The sequence below is a fragment of the Pedobacter sp. CAN_A7 genome (genome assembly GCF_015752175.1).
Lineage (GTDB): Bacteria > Bacteroidota > Bacteroidia > Sphingobacteriales > Sphingobacteriaceae > Pedobacter.
The window spans coordinates 992,294-1,008,962 of sequence record NZ_JADOUW010000001.1 but is presented as its reverse complement, the minus strand read 5'-3'; the positions used below and the strand labels follow the sequence as shown (position 1 = coordinate 1,008,962).

At 37.9% G+C, this 16,669-nt stretch carries 16 protein-coding genes; 12 read left to right on the top strand and 4 right to left on the bottom strand.

Annotated features, from left to right (window positions below; translation table 11 throughout):
- The first annotated feature begins 456 nt into the window (after window positions 1-456).
- A complete protein-coding gene (locus IWX76_RS04570; protein ID WP_196858685.1) occupies window positions 457-2,001 on the top strand; it encodes a GNAT family N-acetyltransferase in 1,545 nt (514 codons plus the stop codon).
- Window positions 2,002-2,666: 665 nt separating this feature from the next.
- On the opposite strand, the gene IWX76_RS04565 is transcribed toward IWX76_RS04570, so the two are convergent.
- On the bottom strand, window positions 2,667-3,242 hold the full coding sequence (locus IWX76_RS04565) for an O-methyltransferase (protein ID WP_196858684.1): 576 nt from the start codon (window positions 3,240-3,242) through the stop codon (window positions 2,667-2,669).
- Between the two features lie 727 nt (window positions 3,243-3,969).
- On the opposite strand from IWX76_RS04565, the gene IWX76_RS04560 reads away from it, so the two are divergent.
- The 8 genes from IWX76_RS04560 to tsaB all read left to right on the top strand — a co-directional run bounded on the left by IWX76_RS04560 (window position 3,970) and on the right by tsaB (window position 8,942).
- Complete coding sequence (locus IWX76_RS04560) at window positions 3,970-4,581, top strand: class I SAM-dependent DNA methyltransferase (protein ID WP_196858683.1); 612 nt, start codon at window positions 3,970-3,972, stop codon at window positions 4,579-4,581.
- Window positions 4,582-4,724: 143 nt separating this feature from the next.
- A complete protein-coding gene (locus IWX76_RS04555; protein WP_196858682.1) occupies window positions 4,725-5,501 on the top strand; it encodes a LiaF transmembrane domain-containing protein in 777 nt (258 codons plus the stop codon).
- Between the two features lie 11 nt (window positions 5,502-5,512).
- Window positions 5,513-6,571 (top strand): sensor histidine kinase, encoded by a 1,059-nt coding sequence (locus IWX76_RS04550; protein ID WP_334641212.1) that lies wholly within the window; start codon window positions 5,513-5,515, stop codon window positions 6,569-6,571.
- Window positions 6,549-7,286, top strand: coding sequence for a LytR/AlgR family response regulator transcription factor (locus tag IWX76_RS04545; RefSeq protein ID WP_196858681.1), 738 nt, complete (start codon window positions 6,549-6,551; stop codon window positions 7,284-7,286). Before IWX76_RS04550 ends, IWX76_RS04545 begins: the two co-directional genes overlap by 23 nt.
- 110 nt (window positions 7,287-7,396) lie before the next feature.
- Window positions 7,397-7,555 (top strand): 50S ribosomal protein L34, encoded by a 159-nt coding sequence (gene rpmH / locus IWX76_RS04540; RefSeq protein WP_083251894.1) that lies wholly within the window; start codon window positions 7,397-7,399, stop codon window positions 7,553-7,555.
- A gap of 62 nt (window positions 7,556-7,617) precedes the next feature.
- The gene (locus IWX76_RS04535; protein WP_196858680.1) at window positions 7,618-8,013 is read left to right on the top strand and encodes a ribonuclease P protein component; all 396 of its coding nucleotides are present in this window, start codon (window positions 7,618-7,620) and stop codon (window positions 8,011-8,013) included.
- Complete coding sequence (yidD, locus tag IWX76_RS04530) at window positions 8,000-8,230, top strand: membrane protein insertion efficiency factor YidD (protein ID WP_196858679.1); 231 nt, start codon at window positions 8,000-8,002, stop codon at window positions 8,228-8,230. The genes IWX76_RS04535 and yidD overlap by 14 nt, the downstream gene beginning before the upstream one ends.
- A 25-nt stretch (window positions 8,231-8,255) precedes the next feature.
- A complete protein-coding gene (tsaB, locus tag IWX76_RS04525; RefSeq protein ID WP_196858678.1) occupies window positions 8,256-8,942 on the top strand; it encodes a tRNA (adenosine(37)-N6)-threonylcarbamoyltransferase complex dimerization subunit type 1 TsaB in 687 nt (228 codons plus the stop codon).
- Here tsaB and IWX76_RS04520 read toward each other — a convergent pair.
- Window positions 8,926-10,506 (bottom strand): DUF3352 domain-containing protein, encoded by a 1,581-nt coding sequence (locus tag IWX76_RS04520; protein WP_196858677.1) that lies wholly within the window; start codon window positions 10,504-10,506, stop codon window positions 8,926-8,928. The two genes, tsaB and IWX76_RS04520, sit on opposite strands and share 17 nt — an antisense overlap.
- A gap of 87 nt (window positions 10,507-10,593) precedes the next feature.
- Here IWX76_RS04520 and IWX76_RS04515 point away from each other — a divergent pair, with 87 nt between their 5' ends.
- From IWX76_RS04515 to IWX76_RS04505, 3 genes are all read left to right on the top strand, one after another.
- Window positions 10,594-10,980 carry a DUF423 domain-containing protein gene (locus tag IWX76_RS04515; RefSeq protein ID WP_196858676.1) on the top strand — a complete coding sequence of 129 codons (387 nt, stop codon included), beginning with the start codon at window positions 10,594-10,596 and terminating at the stop codon, window positions 10,978-10,980.
- A complete protein-coding gene (priA, locus tag IWX76_RS04510; RefSeq protein ID WP_196858675.1) occupies window positions 10,980-13,457 on the top strand; it encodes a replication restart helicase PriA in 2,478 nt (825 codons plus the stop codon). The genes IWX76_RS04515 and priA overlap by 1 nt, the downstream gene beginning before the upstream one ends.
- A gap of 109 nt (window positions 13,458-13,566) precedes the next feature.
- Window positions 13,567-14,223: a protein-L-isoaspartate(D-aspartate) O-methyltransferase gene (locus IWX76_RS04505; RefSeq protein ID WP_196858674.1), complete on the top strand. Its 657-nt coding sequence runs from the start codon at window positions 13,567-13,569 to the stop codon at window positions 14,221-14,223.
- On the opposite strand, the gene smpB is transcribed toward IWX76_RS04505, so the two are convergent.
- On the bottom strand, window positions 14,224-14,673 hold the full coding sequence (gene smpB / locus IWX76_RS04500) for an SsrA-binding protein SmpB (RefSeq protein WP_196858673.1): 450 nt from the start codon (window positions 14,671-14,673) through the stop codon (window positions 14,224-14,226). It abuts the gene before it with no gap.
- A 102-nt stretch (window positions 14,674-14,775) separates the two neighbouring features.
- On the bottom strand, window positions 14,776-16,638 hold the full coding sequence (locus tag IWX76_RS04495) for an Nramp family divalent metal transporter (protein WP_196858672.1): 1,863 nt from the start codon (window positions 16,636-16,638) through the stop codon (window positions 14,776-14,778).
- Window positions 16,639-16,669 lie beyond the last annotated feature (31 nt).

The following is a 16,669-nucleotide window of genomic DNA, read 5'->3' as shown; positions in this document are numbered from 1 at the left end:
TCATAAAGGTAGTAATTTCCGGATTACTATAATCTGCTCCACCGACATGGTGAAAAGCAATGTTACCAGATTTATCTAAAATAACTTTAGTAGGCATATTCGGCAAACAATGCTCTAGGTAATTCACTTCGCGGTATATGAATAGCATGATCAAATTTTTTGCTATTCAAAAAGGCAGTTGATTCATTAATATTCCCATCCACTTTTACAATCCGAAATAATAATTTAGTATTGCTATAATATCTTGCATATAGCTCATTGTAGTTGGCAAGCGTCTGGAATATGGGCCAGACGTAGCTTCATGCGGCCTTTTATGATTATATTCCCACACAAATTCTTTGGCTAATTTTGTAAAATTTCCCCCTAACTAGCTACGATCAAACTAAAGATTGCCAATTGACCATCATCATACACATTCAGATATGAAACGCATACTTAATGTTTAAAAACAATATTATGAACGAAAGTATCTATTTAAGACCCTTGGTGTTAGATGACGTCACTGCATCATATAAATGGCGAAATAATCCAGAAGTGTGCAAGTATACTTTGTATAATTTAAATGAAGTAATTACAATGGAACAGGAGACAGCGTTGATAGAGGAAAGTCTGAAGCGGTCTAATCAGAAAAGTTTTGCTATTTGTTTAACTAAAAACGAAAAGCACATAGGAAACATTAATCTGATTGATATTGCGAATCAGCAGGCTGAAGTCCAACTTTTCATTGGGGATCAAGATTATTGGGGTAAAGGAATAAGTACAAAAGCGACCAAGCTTATTCTTGATTATGCATTTTTCACACTAAATCTTAATAACATCAGATTTGACGTAGATAAAAATAATGAAGCAGCTATTAAAATCTATACAAGACAAGGTTTTATTAGTTTAGATAGTGCGGAGAGTCTCATGATGATGAAAATAACGAGAGAGGATTATTTAACTAATAAAAAATTATCTGGTTTAAAATACTTAATAACTATTGATCAAGAATTAGAATGGAAAAATTTTGTAAAAAGAACTATTAATTATGATTTTTATCATTCATGGACATATCATTCATTAGATAGCACTGGAATTCCTTTATTGTTTGTTTATAAAGAAGGCGACAACTTCATTGGAATTCCACTCATTAAGAGAGAAATCCAAGACTCTGAATACTTTGACCTGATTTCTGTATATGGGTATAGCGGTCCTATTTCCAATAAAGATTTTCATAGTTTTTCACCTGATTTTGTGTGTAATTTTAGAAGTAATTTTCTAGATTTTTTAAAGGATGAAAAAATTGTAACTGTGTTTTCTCGGTTACATCCTTTCTTTAACCAAACTGATTTAATGGAAGAATTTGGAGGGGTTGTAGATAATGGTAAGGTAGTAGTCATGGATCTTTCAATATCTCTTGAAGAACAGAGAAATGCTTACCGGGAAAGCTTTTTAAGAAAGATAAAACAACTAAGAAAAAAAGGATTTTATGTTAAAGAAGTAAATGCAGAGGAAGATATAAAAATTTTCGCATCAATTTATAAATTGAATATGCTTCGTATAGATGCCTCCGCCACATACTATTTTGATTACGCATATTTTAAAACTTTACTATATTCGGACGAAGTTGATGCCAGGCTTCTGTTCGTATATGATACAAATGATTATCCTGTAAGCGGAATAATTGTAGTCATAACTAACGGGATTATACAGTTTCATTTACTAGGTACAAGAGAGGAGTACTTGGCAGATTCCCCAGCTAAATTATTAATAGAAGAAGTCACAATTATTGGCAGAGCGCTTGGTGTGAAGTTTTTTAATTTGGGTGGAGGCTTAGGCTTTAAGGAAGATTCCTTATTTAAATGGAAGACCGGCTTTTCCCATCTTACTTTCGACTATAGAAGTTGGCGTTTTGTAGCAAATGAGAAAGTATACAATTCTTTATTGACTAAGAAAGAAATTGAAATCGATACTGAAGTTGATTTCTTCCCTCTTTATCGGTTGCAAGATAATAAAGCCTAATTATTTCTTGTTTTAAAATCTATAAACATGAAAAAAAATGAGGTATTACTTATTAATGGTGCAGATAGATCGTCTTTGTTGATTAAGCAAGGGCTAAATTAATCATCAGAAAATTTTGAATATTATGTTTTGTTGATGATAACCAAGATAAAAAAATAAATAATCTACAAAAGGCTGCCCAAAGAGGTGGCCTTTTGCTTTCTATGCTTAAATGTGCATATTCGATGTTCGGATAAAATAGCCTCAATTATTTCATCTAATAAAATATTGTAGATCGGAAGTGCATTCTATTTTTTATTATAAAATATTTGGCTAAAGTATTATCAGGAGGCAATGAATAAGAATCATTTGCTGATTTCCAGCTATATGGTGCGAGGCAAGTCTTACAATAACCATATGAGCTTTTGGATCGATATAAATAGCTTGTCCGTGAATTTCTCGGCCACTACATGATAACCACCTTATTAACAGTTTGAAAATATTCATAATAGTTTGAGGACAATTATATCCATCTGGTGCAAAACGATATACCATTTGCATAAACTTTCATTAACGAATCTTGCCAGGTCATGATTTCCTTCTATCCAGCCCATTTTATTAATCATCTTGACTTTCATAGATAAGCTAACTAATATTCCACGAATTTAGATCAAAAAAGAAAATCGTTATTTCTTGCTTGCAATAATGATTCCGGTGGCCCAGCACTGCCTCGTCAATTTTAGATCAGGCCGCTCTGAAAGTGTATGAAGAAGCTTTAATGCTTTCTCTTGATGCCCTTCAGGCCAATTCGATTGTGGTAACATGTCATCTAAAATGTAAAGTCCACCAGGACTTAGCATTTCCAATATTTCTTCTAACATTAGATATTTGCCATACCAAGTGTCAGCAAAGATAAAATCAAACTTCAAAGCCTTGTTATTTTTAATCCACTCTCCTGCATCCTGATTAACCAGTTTTAATCGGCTGTCCTTCAAGTCTTTCTTTGCTATATCTAAAAAAAAAATATCATTATCAATTGAAGTTAACGAAGCTTTAGTGTCCATGCCTTCTAAAATCCAAGATGTAGACAGTCCAGTACCAGTGCCTAACTCTAATAAGTTACCGTTAGGTTTGCTGGCAGCTAAGGTCTTTAATAGAGAACATGTTTTAGGATCAGAAGCCATTTCAAAGCCAGATTGTTTGGTCGCTTCGTCAATGGCAAGATAATTAATGGGATAATCTTTAACTATTTCGTCGGTCATAATGGACTAATAAGTAGGTGATTTGACCATGGAAAATCCATTGACTAGTGGGGAAAATATTTCAATGTTCATTTCAGATCATTGATTGTATAGGCTTGAAAAAGGATTTAGAAAACCTAATGTTGGGGTGCTGATTTGACATGATCTAGATATATTTCAGCTAGTTAAGATAAGAAAATAAATGACATAAGGACGTATATTTAATCCATGAAATATGAGTTAATTCTAGACTGAAACTTATTGCCGTTCTTAATATATAAACAGCTATTATGCTCATATTAGTTGCAGGAACTTACAGAAGTGGCACCAATGATGACCCTGTTTTGATGCAACAAAATTTAGATCAGCTTGAAGCTGTAACATTACATTAATATAGAGAAAGATATGTTCCCGTGATTGGGTAATGGGTTGCTTTGCGGTTGATTCAACTTGTCGGCTCTTCCCAACCTGGTGATGCAGCTTGGGATGAAGTTCAGTATCCGGTGGCCCACCGCCTGCTGGAAAAGTGTAATGCCGTGCTTCGAATTCAGGGGGGGGCAAAAGGTGAGGATGAAGTTGTAAGGATAGCATAGAATTAGGATTGTTGGTCTTTAACAGTTTAGAAGAGGTACCAGATGCAGAATAACAGAGTTAAAATAGATTGAAAAATTATTATTCTGACCATGCGTTCCTATAACAATAGACTATTATGAATGGAGGTAGGGTAGGATAAATTATTTTTTTGATTATGGGAAATGAAAAAAAAGAAAATGTGTATAAAGTATATGATAAAATTGCAAGTTGGTTTTCTAAAAATAGGAATACGGCGCTTATAGAAAAAGAATATCTTGATGATCTTATTAAATTTATACCGGCAGAAGGAAATGTTCTCGATTTAGGTTGTGGCACTGGAAAACCAATTTTACAATACCTCATTAGTAAAAAAATAAATGTTACGGGACTCGATGCAAGCAAGGAAATGCTTTGTATTGCTGAAAAGAACTTTCCGGAAACCGAGTTTCTTTTGCAAGATATGCGCTTTCTAAATTTGAATAAGAAGTTTGACGCAATCATTGCATGGCATAGTTTTTTTTATCTACCTATTGTGGATCAGCCAATTATGTTTAAATGCTTTAAAAAATATCTGAATCCCAAGGGAATCATACTTTTTACTTCTGGAACTGAATTAGGAGAGAAATGGGGAGTAAATGGCGGTGAGAATTTGTTTCATGATTCACTAAGTACTGATATGTATGCAAAGCTTTTGAAAATACACAATTTTAAGGTATTAAGGCATGTTGAAAATGATCCAAATTGTGGTAATGCAACTATCTGGATGGCCAGATATACAATGAAATAAAATCCTAAAACTTCTTGACTAAAAAAACTGCGCTGACTTTACCGGTAAAAAGTCGCCGTTCACCGACCTTTTTCCTCCATTGAAGTTTGCTGTCTTTTTGTCTTCCTGCTTATGATTTACATTTGAATATAAAATTCACACAAATGGAAAATAAAGATAATGTTCAAGCTCCTGTTTCAAACAATAGAACATGGGGTGGTTTAATTATCCTAGTTATTGGGCTGGTTTTTTTATTAAGAAATTTTGGTATTTATATTCCAGGATGGATCTTCAGCTGGCATATGCTTTTGCTTGGCATCGGTTTATTTATTGGCTTTAAGCGCAATTTTAATGGGGGCGGATGGTTAGTGTTGGTGTTGATTGGTGGATATTTCACCATCAGTGACTTGGTAGACTATGACCTGGGGAAATATTACTTTGCTTTTGGTTTAATTGCCTTAGGTTTATTTCTTATTTTTAAACCTAAATACAGCGTAAAAAGGAAGAAGGGTATATTGTCGCAACTGCCGGTAACCGATCCTCTGCAGGATCCTTCAGTTAGTCAGGAACCTTTGAGTAGTCATGAGCCGATTACGGATAAAAGTGATGTGATCGATTCGGTAAGTGTATTCGGAGGTACCAGTCACAAGATTTTTTCTAAAGACTTGAAAGGAGGGGAGATCATTGCTGTTTTCGGTGGTTCTGAGATCAACCTAACCCAAGCCGATTTTCAAGGTAATATAATAATTGAGGTGGTGGCTATTTTTGGTGGTATTAAAATCATTTTGCCGCCCACTTGGGAGATCAAGTCGGAAGTGGTTGCCATTTTTGGCGGTATGGACGATAAACGTGCCATTATGCCCTTTGGCGATGGTCCGAGGAAAATAATTATTATAAAGGGGGTGGCGTTGTTTGGTGGGGTAGATATCAGAAATTACTAATCTTAAGGCTTGTGATCACCAGACCGCTATCCGTTCCGAAAATACAAAAAATTGCTGCCAGTTCTTTCCTGGCTTATACGGCCGTCTTTGTATTATTGTTTTATTACCTGCTAAATTTCAACTGGACCATCTCAGTTGCTGATAGCGGAATTACTAATGCATTACTGGCGCTTTGCTGCATCGTTTTCAGCACTTTATTAGGGTATTATCAGCCTAAGAGTGAACCAGTAATTTATGTGCTGGTGGTCACCTTGATTTTGGCTTCCTTTGTTACTTTCTCAAGTGTATTTATTTTAAATCAGGTCATTGAGGATGTAAAATATGATAGTTTTTTGCAGTTGACCAAGCCCTTCAGGTTTATTATTGTTTTTATATTTTTAGTATGGTGGGCCCTGGTTAACATGTTGTGGTATCGATTGGAGGAGCAATCGGAAATGAAAGAACGTTTGTTTACGGCACAGAACCTGGCTAAAGAAGCTGAACTCAATAAACTTCGTCATCAGTTACAACCTCACTTTTTATTTAACAGCCTCAACTCGGTGTACGCACTCACTATTGTTAATCCCAAAGAAGCAGGACCGATGATTATGAAACTCGCTTCGTTTTTAAGGGGGACCCTGAAAAGAGATGACGAGGTTTGGGTAAGTGTAGCCGAAGAAATGGAATATATACAGCTGTACCTGGATATTGAAAAGGTAAGGTTTAGTCACCGACTGAACTTGGATGTGCAAATTGATGAGGATACGTTAGGTAAATGTTTACCAGGAACTTTTTTGCAGCCAATTGTGGAAAATGCTATTAAATTTGGATTGTATAATACATCGGCAGCCATAACTATTGCCATTCGTGTAAGTATGGAACAGGAATTACTTAAAGTTACTGTGAGTAATCCTTTTGATCCGGACATGAAAGCAACGGGAGGAACTGGTTTTGGCCTCACCGCCATTAAACGCAGGCTATATTTATTATTTGCAGATCAAAACTTATTACAAACCTTTACCGCCGAACCTAATCTATTTGTTACACAGCTTAAAATACCCCAACACAATGATCAAAACCATACTAATTGACGATGAATCGCTTGCCAGAGACATTATCAAGTTTTATCTGCAGAGTTTTCCGGAGATCACTATAGTGACTGAGTGTGCAGATGGTTTTGAGGGCTTAAAAGCGATTTCACATTATAAGCCCGACTTTATTTTTCTGGATATACAAATGCCTAAAATTAGTGGTTTTGAAATGCTTGAGCTGGTAGACGAGCAGCCTGGTGTTATTTTTACTACTGCCTTTGATGAGTATGCAATTAAAGCGTTTGAAGTGAATGCGGTGGACTACCTGCTTAAACCTATTGAAAAGGAACGTTTTGACCAGGCCATTAAGCGATTGCTGACCAGGCTCCATACGGAACATAACCCGACAAAAGAATTGTTGGATACCGCATCATTAAGTCCAGCGCAAAACAACCGGGTAGTAGTGAAAAAGGATGGAGCCATAAAAATATTAAATGTAGCGGATATCCATTATTTTGAAGCAGACGACGATCAGGTGAAACTAAGTACCACTGAAGGGGTGTTTTATAAGAACAAAACGATGAGCTTTTTTGAGAAAACACTCGATTCTTCTCAATTTATTCGTATTCATCGTTCTTATATTATAAATTTGTCGCAGGTGACCAAAATAGAGCTCAAAGAAAAAGAAAGTTACGTTGTGCTTTTGAAATCTAATATCTGGCTTCCTGTAAGTAAAACAGGATATTTAAAGCTTAAAGCATTGTTAGGGATATAGTTGCTCATTTAAAAATACTATACATGAATAATGTATTTGCATTTGAGAAAAAATCACGCTATATTTGCACCTCTTATTTAAAAAATATATAGTTAAGATATAATACAGTTATGAAAAGAACATTCCAACCTTCGCAAAGAAAGAGAAGAAACAAACACGGCTTCCGCGAAAGAATGGCTACAGCAAACGGTAGAAGAGTATTAGCTTCACGTCGCGCAAAAGGAAGAAGAAAATTATCAGTTTCTGACGAACGTCGTCACAAAGCATAATTTTGATTGCAACACCCTAAGTGTTAGCAGATCAACATGTCTGCAAAATTGCAATCAAAAACATGAAAACATTCTCTAAAGAAGAACGGTTATGTAGCAGAAGGTCACTAGACCTGTTGTTCAAAAACGGTTCTTCTTTTTTATTGTATCCCTTCCGCGTTTCCTATCTTTATGTACCCGAACCTGTTGCAGCTCCTGTGCAGGTAGTAATCAATGTTTCCAAAAAACGTTACAAACGGGCCGTTGACCGCAATGTGATTAAACGGCGTAGCCGCGAGGCCTACCGCCTGCATAAACAAGATCATCTGTACAGCGTTTTAAAGCCATCTTCACAGCTTTTACTGCTTTCGATTCAATTTATTGGAAAGAAGAAGTATGAATTTGATTTTATGGAGAAAAAAATGATCAATGTTTTTAAAAAACTCAGCACCCAGCTAAAAGATCATGAAAGCGATTAAATCTATATTCAGCTGGATATTTCTGGCGATCATAAAACTATATCAATTGTTACTATCGCCATTATTAGGCTCAAGTTGCAGGTTTACACCCACTTGTTCTCAATATGGAGTAGAGGCGATAAAGAAATACGGTCCTTTTAAAGGGGGCTGGCTTACTTTAAAACGCATTGGCCGTTGCCACCCCTGGGGCAAACATGGGCCAGACCCTGTGCCGTAACCGAAAATCCTTTATATTTGCGGCAATGGCAAAAATACTTCAAATTGAAACCGCTACCCAAACCTGCTCAGTGGCTTTGGCTATAGCCGGTGAAACCATCGCGCTCAAAGAGGAAACTGCAAAAAACATTCATGCTGGAAGTTTAACGTTGTTTATTAAAGAAGTAATGCAACAGGCCGGCCTGCAATACCAGGATTTAGATGCCGTAGCCGTGAGTAAAGGTCCGGGATCTTATACCGGCTTAAGGATAGGTATATCGACCGTTAAAGGCCTTTGTTTTGCTTTGGATAAACCACTCATCGCCATTGATACATTGAAAATGATGGCAAATGGTTTTCTTTTGGAAAACACGGGTTATACAGGTTTGATTTGTCCGATGATTGACGCACGCCGTATGGAAGTATTTACCGCTTTATTTAATGAGGCACTGGAAATGGTAGCCCCGGTGACAGCGAAAATAATAGAGGCTGATTCCTATACCGCTGAGCTTACTGCTCATCAAATCACTTTCATAGGTGATGGTGCTTCAAAATGCAGTGAGGTGTTACACCACCCCAATGCAATCTTCTCGGCAGAGAACTTTAATTCGTCAGCCCATTTATCGAAGCTTGCTATAGCTGCATATGAACAACAGGAATTTGAAGATGTGGCTTACTTTGAACCTTATTACCTGAAAGATTTCGTTTTTACGGCTCCTAAAAAGAAGGTATAGAATCGGGTTCTGCTACTATTTCAGGAACCTTACTCAACAACATATTGGTTTGAAAATTCTTTTGATCGCCGGTTAATTGCAGGATTGTAGCATCAAACTCTCCCAGGTGATCAACAGATGAATACATGCGGTAATAGGGAAGGTACAGGTTCTGCAAAGCTATGCGTTCAGAATTGAGGTGATCTACATAGAAGATCACATTCGACTGTGTAGACAATTGATCAAAGGCTTCGCGATAGGCCTTTTTATTAATTAACTGTTTGTTATTTCTGTAGTTGTATAGAAAAGACTGTACGGTGCTGGCCCGGTTTGAAAAGACCAGGTAGTTATCAACAATTGTGTAATAGGGTCTTTTGAAATTCTCAAATGCTTCGCCAAAATAGCTGTAAAGGAGGTGATCTTCCTTGAAAATACTGATGTCATCACTGTGTACTGTACTTAGGTCAATTAATAATTGACGCAATTTATCACCATTACTCAGGTTAATGGCGCCAAGGGTTTCCCTGCTTTTCAAACGGAAAGTCACCATTTGATTTTTAAAATACTGAGGAAAAGTGAGGTTAGGGTCTAAACGGTAAACCGTATTGATGCGCTTTAGGGTATTGTCAACCTGTGTCGACTTGTTAGTCGTCTGAAACCATTTATTTAGTTTAGGCTTCCAATTTTTGTAGGCACCAGGCATGTAAATGGCATAACTTGCTGTACTTTCTGGTAGTATGGCATCGATGGTTACTTTCTCAGGCGTGCTTTCTGAAAATAGGTTTAGGTAATTGTGTTCTGTTTGTATGGTTGTATAACCATTAAATAATACCCGGTCTTTACTATATCGATAACTCAAGTTGGCAAAAGCTTGTTGTTGGTTTAACAAGCTAAATTCCTGCTTTAAGCGGTTCGGGGTCATTTGTTTTAATAAGCCTTCCAGCACATCAAAGTTAAGGTAAATTGTGGCCAGACTGTTTTTACTAAGCAGGCTGTTTGCCTTTATATAATCGATAAATGCCGTTTGTTGTGGTTTTTCGATAGACTTCAAGCTTTCGGAAATTACCTGGTAGGAAGGGGACAGTAAGATTAAGTTCTTTTTTTGTGCCAGGTAAAATACTGATGTATCGGCCAAAGTGAGTTTAGAAAAGGTTTCCTGGTTTTCTATCTTGATGCCTTTGGCCGTGAGCACTTCATATAACAGGTTTGGATCTAATTTCTCTGTAGTTTGCGTACTGATCAGGAAGTCAATTTCGCGTTGCTCACCTGGTAAAAAGCTCAAGTAAATGTTCTCATTTTTCACAAGTGCACTTAGTTCTGGTTTGGACAATAAGTATTTTTGTAAGGCTCTCAGGTTGTTTAACTCTCTTTTAGGAATCAGACGTTGCAGCAAATTCTGACTTGCGAGCAATTCCAGAATGCTTTTTTCGTTTTCGAAAACAAAGACTAATCCCGATTTAGCTGTTGCTGCGTATAAACTTGCTTCACCCTCGTTTGTGTCCCTATTTAGCTTAGAGAAATAAAGGTATGCCAGGGTAATCATGGCACCTAGTAATACAATGATGGTGATGTAAAATCTTTTCATGTGTTACAACAAATTTAATTTAATCTATTGGATTAATAGAAAATGCATACAAGTTTCTTACTTTTATCACTTATCCCATAAAAATAAATGAACAAGCGAATAATTTTAACTGCTGCTTTTTTTGGTGCCCTAGCTGTTGTTTTCGGTGCCTTTGGCGCCCATAGTTTGAAAGCCCTAATTGATACTTATGCGCTAACCATCTGGGCAAAAGGAGTCGAGTACCAGTTTTATCATGTGTTTGCTTTACTGTTCCTCTCCACGTTTGGTCGTTTTAGAAATAAACTGGTAGACTGGTCTTATTATTGTTTTACTGCAGGAATTGTCTTGTTTTCAGGTTCTTTATATTTATTGGCCACCAGGGAAATCCTACAGCTTTCTTTTGTTAATTTTATTGGACCCATTACCCCAATTGGTGGATTGTTCTTTATTGCGGGTTGGGTATTATTATTCCTGGCAGCGTTAAGACATAAATAATGGAATTGGAGCAGCTTGATTTCACAGAAAGAGAAACATACTTCATTGAAGTTATTCTACCCCTTTCTTTAGCTAAGAATTACCTGTATAGAATACCCCATCATTTAAACGATCAAATTGCGGTTGGCAAGCGCGTGATTGTGCAGTTTGGAAAAAGCAAGATATACACGGCCCTGATTAAAAGCATCATGACTACCGCACCAGCGGTATACGAGGCCAAATACATTATTGATGTAGTAGACCAGGCTCCTGTGGTTAATGCCATGCAATTGAAATTCTGGGACTGGATGGCAGATTATTATGTTTGCAATGAAGGTGAAGTGATGTCGGCTGCCTTGCCAGCAGGTTTGAAGTTGGCCAGTGAAACTATAATTGTACTGCAAGAGGATCAGGGTGAAGTACATGAAGACCTTACCGAAAAAGAAATACTGCTGGTTGGCGTGCTAAGAGTCAAACAGCGTTTATCAATAGACGACATTGTAAAGCTATTGGGGCAGAAGACTGTTTTTCCTATTATACGGTCGCTAATCGATAGAGAGGTGGTGTATATTGCAGAGGAGGTGATTGAAAAATACAAACCGCTGCTGAAGTCTTTCCTCAGCCTGAATCCCTTTTATAAGGAAGAAGGTAACTTAAAAGCTTTATTTGAAACATTGGAACGTGCGCCTAAACAATTGGACGCGTTGATGACTTATCTTCACTTAGCCAAACAAAATGCTGAAATAGCAAAGGTGGAATTACTTGAACATAGTAATGCCGGACAGGCGGCCATCAAGTCGCTCGTTGACAAGGAAATCTTTTTGCTGAAAAAGAAGGCTGTGAGCCGACTCCAGGATGAAACAGATGACTTTATACTCAACTTCAAGTTAAGTGATGCCCAGGCCACTGCTTTTGCCCAAATAAACGAAATTTTGTTGCAGAAGGAAGTGGTGTTGTTACATGGCATCACAGCATCTGGAAAAACACAATTATATATCAAATTAATTGAACAGGCGATTGAAAATGGCGGACAAGCCTTGTTCCTGTTGCCTGAGATTGCCCTAACCACACAAATTGTAGAACGGATTAAAAAATACTTTGGCGATGCCATTGGGGTTTACCACTCCAAGTTTAACGACTTTGAGCGGGTAGAAATCTGGAATAAAGTAATTAATGGCACTTACAAAATTGTGTTGGGTGCCCGTTCTGCGGTATTTTTGCCTTTTAATGACCTGAAGTTCATCATAGTAGATGAAGAACATGAATCTTCTTATAAACAACATGATCCCGCACCACGATACCAGGCACGTGACGCCGCTGTATATTTAGCCTACCAGCACAAGGCGAAAATTGTATTGGGATCTGCAACACCATCTATTGAAAGTTATTACAATGCTCTAAGCAATAAATACGGACTGGTTACTTTAAATGAACGTTTTGGAGGTGTGCAGCTTCCTGCACATGAAGTAATAAGTATTGCGGAGCAAACGAAAAGAAAGAAAATGGTGTCGTACTTTTCTAGTGTGTTAATTGACGACATCACAACATCGCTGGCCAACGACGAGCAAGTGATCCTGTTCCAAAACCGCCGGGGTTATGCTACTATCTTAATTTGTGCCACCTGTGGTTTTACACCCAAATGTGTAAACTGCGATGTGAGTTTAACATTTCATAAAAGCAGTGGGAAATTACATTGTCATTATTGTGGTTTCCATGAAAGCCCTCTGAATATTTGTCCGGCCTGCGGTTCTGTTCATATTGAGCAAAAAGGTTTTGGAACTGAAAGGGTCGAAGAAGAGCTTAGCCTGATTTTTCCGGAAGCAAAAATTGCCCGTTTGGATGTAGACAGCACCCGAACTAAAAATAGCCTTCAAAAAATTATTGGAGACTTTCAGGACAAAAAAACAAATATCCTTATTGGGACGCAAATGGTAGCCAAAGGGCTCGACTTTGGAAACGTAACCTTAATTGGGGTAATTAACGCAGATACACTGCTTAACTATCCTGACTTTAGGGCATTTGAACGAAGTTACCAATTGTTGGCGCAAGTGTCTGGAAGGGCAGGCAGGCGGGAGAAACAGGGGAAAGTATGTATACAGGCTTACGACGATAAACACCGTATTATAAAACAGGTAGTGGAAAATGATTATGTGCAGATGTATACTGATGAAATTGCTGAGCGCAGCCAGTTTAACTACCCCCCTTTTTCAAGGCTTATTTTTATCAGTCTACGGCATAAAGATGCAGATGTGATCAATGCAGCCTCACAACATTTTGCCAATGCATTAAAAGCACGATTAGGCAGCCGGGTGATGGGGCCGGAGCAACCGTTGGTATCCAGGATCAGGAATTACTACATCAGGCAGATTATCATTAAATCTGATAAACATACGGCCATTCAAAAAGTTAAAGCGCTGTTAAAAAGCGAAATTACCAACTTTAATGCGGAGAAAATCTTTAAGGGTGTATTGATACAATTAGATGTTGATCCCTATTAATTTAAGTGGTAAATTTATAAGGGTTGATCTTGTGAGGGTTAAGCAATAATCAATTTATTAATCGCTTAAATGACGCTGAATAGTTTATAAACTGTTATTTTTGATTGCAATGGCATACAAGTTTGTAGATAATTACAGGGAAAGAGGCGCTAGAAAAAAGTTAGTCGAACACTTAAAATCAAGAGGAATTACGGATACGAAAGTGCTTGCCGCAATTGGCAAGGTGCCGAGGCATTTCTTCTTTGATGAGACTTTCTGGAACCAGGCCTATAAGGATATTGCGTTCCCCATTGGGGATGGGCAAACCATATCTCAACCGTATACTGTAGCTTACCAAACAGAATTACTGCACATCAAAAAAGGCGATAAAGTATTGGAAATTGGTACTGGATCAGGTTACCAAACCTGTATATTAATGGAGCTGGGTGCACAGGTTTTTACCATTGAACGTCAGGAAAGTATTTATCAGCACACCATCAAAGTATTACCAGGAATGGGTTATCATGCTAATTTCTTTTATGGCGATGGTTCTATGGGTATTGCAGCACATGCGCCATATCATAAGATAATTGTAACCGCAGGTGCGCCTTTTGTTCCGGAGGTATTATTAAAACAATTAAAAATAGGGGGCATACTCGTGATCCCGGTGGGTGATGAGAATAGTCAGAAAATGGTAACGGTGATTAGGGTAAGCGAAACTGACTACGAAAAAATTGAACTGGATACCTTTAGGTTTGTACCCTTGGTAGGCGACCAGGCCTGGTAGTTAAACCTTCATGGCCCGGTCTAGCTCGCGTTTGGATTCTCGGTCTTTAATGCTATCTCTTTTATCGAATTCCTTTTTACCCTGCGCCAAGGCAATTTCTATTTTGGCAAATCCACGCTCATTAGTGTAAATTCTTAAAGGTACAATGGTATAACCTTTTTCTTCGCTTTTGGCCTTAAGCTTTTTAAGCTCCTTTTTATGTAAAAGCAACACCCTGTCTCTTTTGATATCATGATGATAAAAAGAGCTGTTGCTGTATTCGGAGATGTGAAGATTTCTTACGTAAAGGATGTTGCCAATAAACATGCAGAAGGCATCGGACATATTCGATTTTCCTTGCCTGATGGCTTTTATTTCTGTGCCTAATAAAGCAATACCGGCATTGAATTTCTCAACGATATGGTAATCAAAATAAGCTCTTTTATTTTTTATTTGAACGTCTTGTTTCATTAATTTTTATTGCTTTTCAAAAGTAGTGAAGCACCGTAAGCTTATATCATGTTTCAAAGCTTATGATGTTATCATAATAGAAAGTGGGCTAATATCCGAAAATTACCTGACAATCAGGACCGGTATCTTTACCTTATGCCTAACTGCATCAACGGTAGTGCCAAAAATTAAATCTTTGATGCCTTTATGTCCGTGGGCACCCATCACCAATAGCTGTAACTCATTTTGATCACTAATCTCGGCAATCGCTTTTGCTGTACCTCCATACCCTATTAATGGGGTAACCTGGTAACCTAATACCATCAGATTATCGCAATATTTTTGCAGGTTTAAAGTATCACTCTGTGTTTCGAAATCTAAAGTCTTATCGCCGTAGTAATTGGCAAGGGCTGTTTCTACCACATGGATCAGGAAGTAATCCGCATCTTTGCCGCCCTGTAATAAGGCATGCTGGATAGTGTTCCTGTCATTCTTAGAAAAATCAACTGTTATGCCGATCTTACTATACTTTATTTTACTGACCTCCTCTATATTTAGCGCGTCGCCATGAGGTACATTCGTTTTTAGCGCTTTTCTGGATGCTATAATAGGATGTATAAAAATATACAGTAATAATAAAGCAATGAGAATAGCTGCCGGAATAACCAGGAAATTAACATACCACGCATTAGCACCCTCGCTCCAGGAATTTATTTCTTCGATGACCAGTTTTACATTTAGCGACACGATGACCAAGGCACTGATCCAAGCTAAAATTTTCACCCATGGTTTTATGGCGAACCCTTTCATTTCCTTTTTATCGGAAGTAAAGTGGATTAAAGGAATCACTGCGAAGCCCAATTGTAAACTCAGTACCACCTGGCTCAGGATCAGCAAGCCACTTAAGGCATCGTCGCCAAAATATAGAATGGTACAGAAGGCAGGGACAATGGCTAGCATACGGGTAATTAAACGTCTTAACCAAGGGCGGATCCGAAGGTTAAGATGCCCTTCCATGATGATCTGACCTGCAAGGGTACCCGTAACTGTAGAACTTTGGCCCGCGGCAATCAAGGCAATGGCAAACAGTGAAGGTGCGACACCGCCAAATATGTTTTCCAGTAATTTATGAGCGTCCTGAATTTCGGCAACTTCGTGCAAACCGTTTTTATAAAAAGCTGCGGCGGCAAGAATTAAAATGGCGGCGTTGACAAAGAAAGCGAGGTTTAAGGCGACCGCCGTATCGATAAAGTTAAACTTAATGGCCTCTTTGATTCCTTTTACATCCCTTTCGAATTTTCTGGTTTGTACCAATGAGGAGTGTAGGTATAAATTATGTGGCATTACCGTAGCTCCAATAATACCGATGGCTATGTATAAAGCATCGCCTGAAAGTACGCTGGGCTCAAATCCTTTGACAATATCTTTTAAAGAGGGTTCTACAATAAACATTTCTACCAAAAAAGAAATACCAACAATAAATACCATTGACACAATAAAGGCTTCCATTTTACGCATGCCTTTGTTCATGAGGAATAAGAGTAGAAAAGTGTCGAGTATGGTGAGACTAATACCCCAGATAAGGGGTAAGCCAAATAGCAGCTGTAAACCAATGGCCATACCTATGATTTCGGCTAGGTCGCAGGCGATAATGGCGGTTTGCGCCAATAGGTATAAGGGAATGTTTGCCCATTTAGGATAGGTGCTTCTGGAAGCTTGTGCTAAATCAAGTCCCCTTACAATTCCCAGACGGGCGCTTAAAGACTGTAATAATAAAGCAATTAAATTTGACATCAACAATACCCAGATCAGTTGATAGCCAAATTGACTTCCACCCGCTAAATCTGTTGCCCAGTTTCCCGGATCCATATAGCCAACACTTACTAAATAAGCTGGACCGATGAAAGATAAAATCCGCTTCCATCCGGTGCGTTTATTGGTTTCTACGCTTTTATGTACTTCACTTAAAGACTCCGATTGCTTCATGTTATCGTATCACTGAATTTGTTTTTGTTAG

Excerpts from the sequence above, each read along its gene's own strand:
- IWX76_RS04570 (WP_196858685.1), top strand. The coding sequence starts at position 457 with ATGAACGAAAGTATCTATTTAAGACCCTTGGTGTTAGATGACGTCACT.
- IWX76_RS04565 (WP_196858684.1), bottom strand. The coding sequence starts at position 3,242 with ATGACCGACGAAATAGTTAAAGATTATCCCATTAATTATCTTGCCATT.
- IWX76_RS04560 (WP_196858683.1), top strand. The coding sequence starts at position 3,970 with ATGGGAAATGAAAAAAAAGAAAATGTGTATAAAGTATATGATAAAATT.
- IWX76_RS04555 (WP_196858682.1), top strand. The coding sequence starts at position 4,725 with ATGGAAAATAAAGATAATGTTCAAGCTCCTGTTTCAAACAATAGAACA.
- IWX76_RS04545 (WP_196858681.1), top strand. The coding sequence starts at position 6,549 with ATGATCAAAACCATACTAATTGACGATGAATCGCTTGCCAGAGACATT.
- rpmH (WP_083251894.1), top strand. The coding sequence starts at position 7,397 with ATGAAAAGAACATTCCAACCTTCGCAAAGAAAGAGAAGAAACAAACAC.
- IWX76_RS04535 (WP_196858680.1), top strand. The coding sequence starts at position 7,618 with ATGAAAACATTCTCTAAAGAAGAACGGTTATGTAGCAGAAGGTCACTA.
- yidD (WP_196858679.1), top strand. The coding sequence starts at position 8,000 with ATGAAAGCGATTAAATCTATATTCAGCTGGATATTTCTGGCGATCATA.
- tsaB (WP_196858678.1), top strand. The coding sequence starts at position 8,256 with ATGGCAAAAATACTTCAAATTGAAACCGCTACCCAAACCTGCTCAGTG.
- IWX76_RS04520 (WP_196858677.1), bottom strand. The coding sequence starts at position 10,506 with ATGAAAAGATTTTACATCACCATCATTGTATTACTAGGTGCCATGATT.
- IWX76_RS04515 (WP_196858676.1), top strand. The coding sequence starts at position 10,594 with ATGAACAAGCGAATAATTTTAACTGCTGCTTTTTTTGGTGCCCTAGCT.
- priA (WP_196858675.1), top strand. The coding sequence starts at position 10,980 with ATGGAATTGGAGCAGCTTGATTTCACAGAAAGAGAAACATACTTCATT.
- IWX76_RS04505 (WP_196858674.1), top strand. The coding sequence starts at position 13,567 with ATGGCATACAAGTTTGTAGATAATTACAGGGAAAGAGGCGCTAGAAAA.
- smpB (WP_196858673.1), bottom strand. The coding sequence starts at position 14,673 with ATGAAACAAGACGTTCAAATAAAAAATAAAAGAGCTTATTTTGATTAC.
- IWX76_RS04495 (WP_196858672.1), bottom strand. The coding sequence starts at position 16,638 with ATGAAGCAATCGGAGTCTTTAAGTGAAGTACATAAAAGCGTAGAAACC.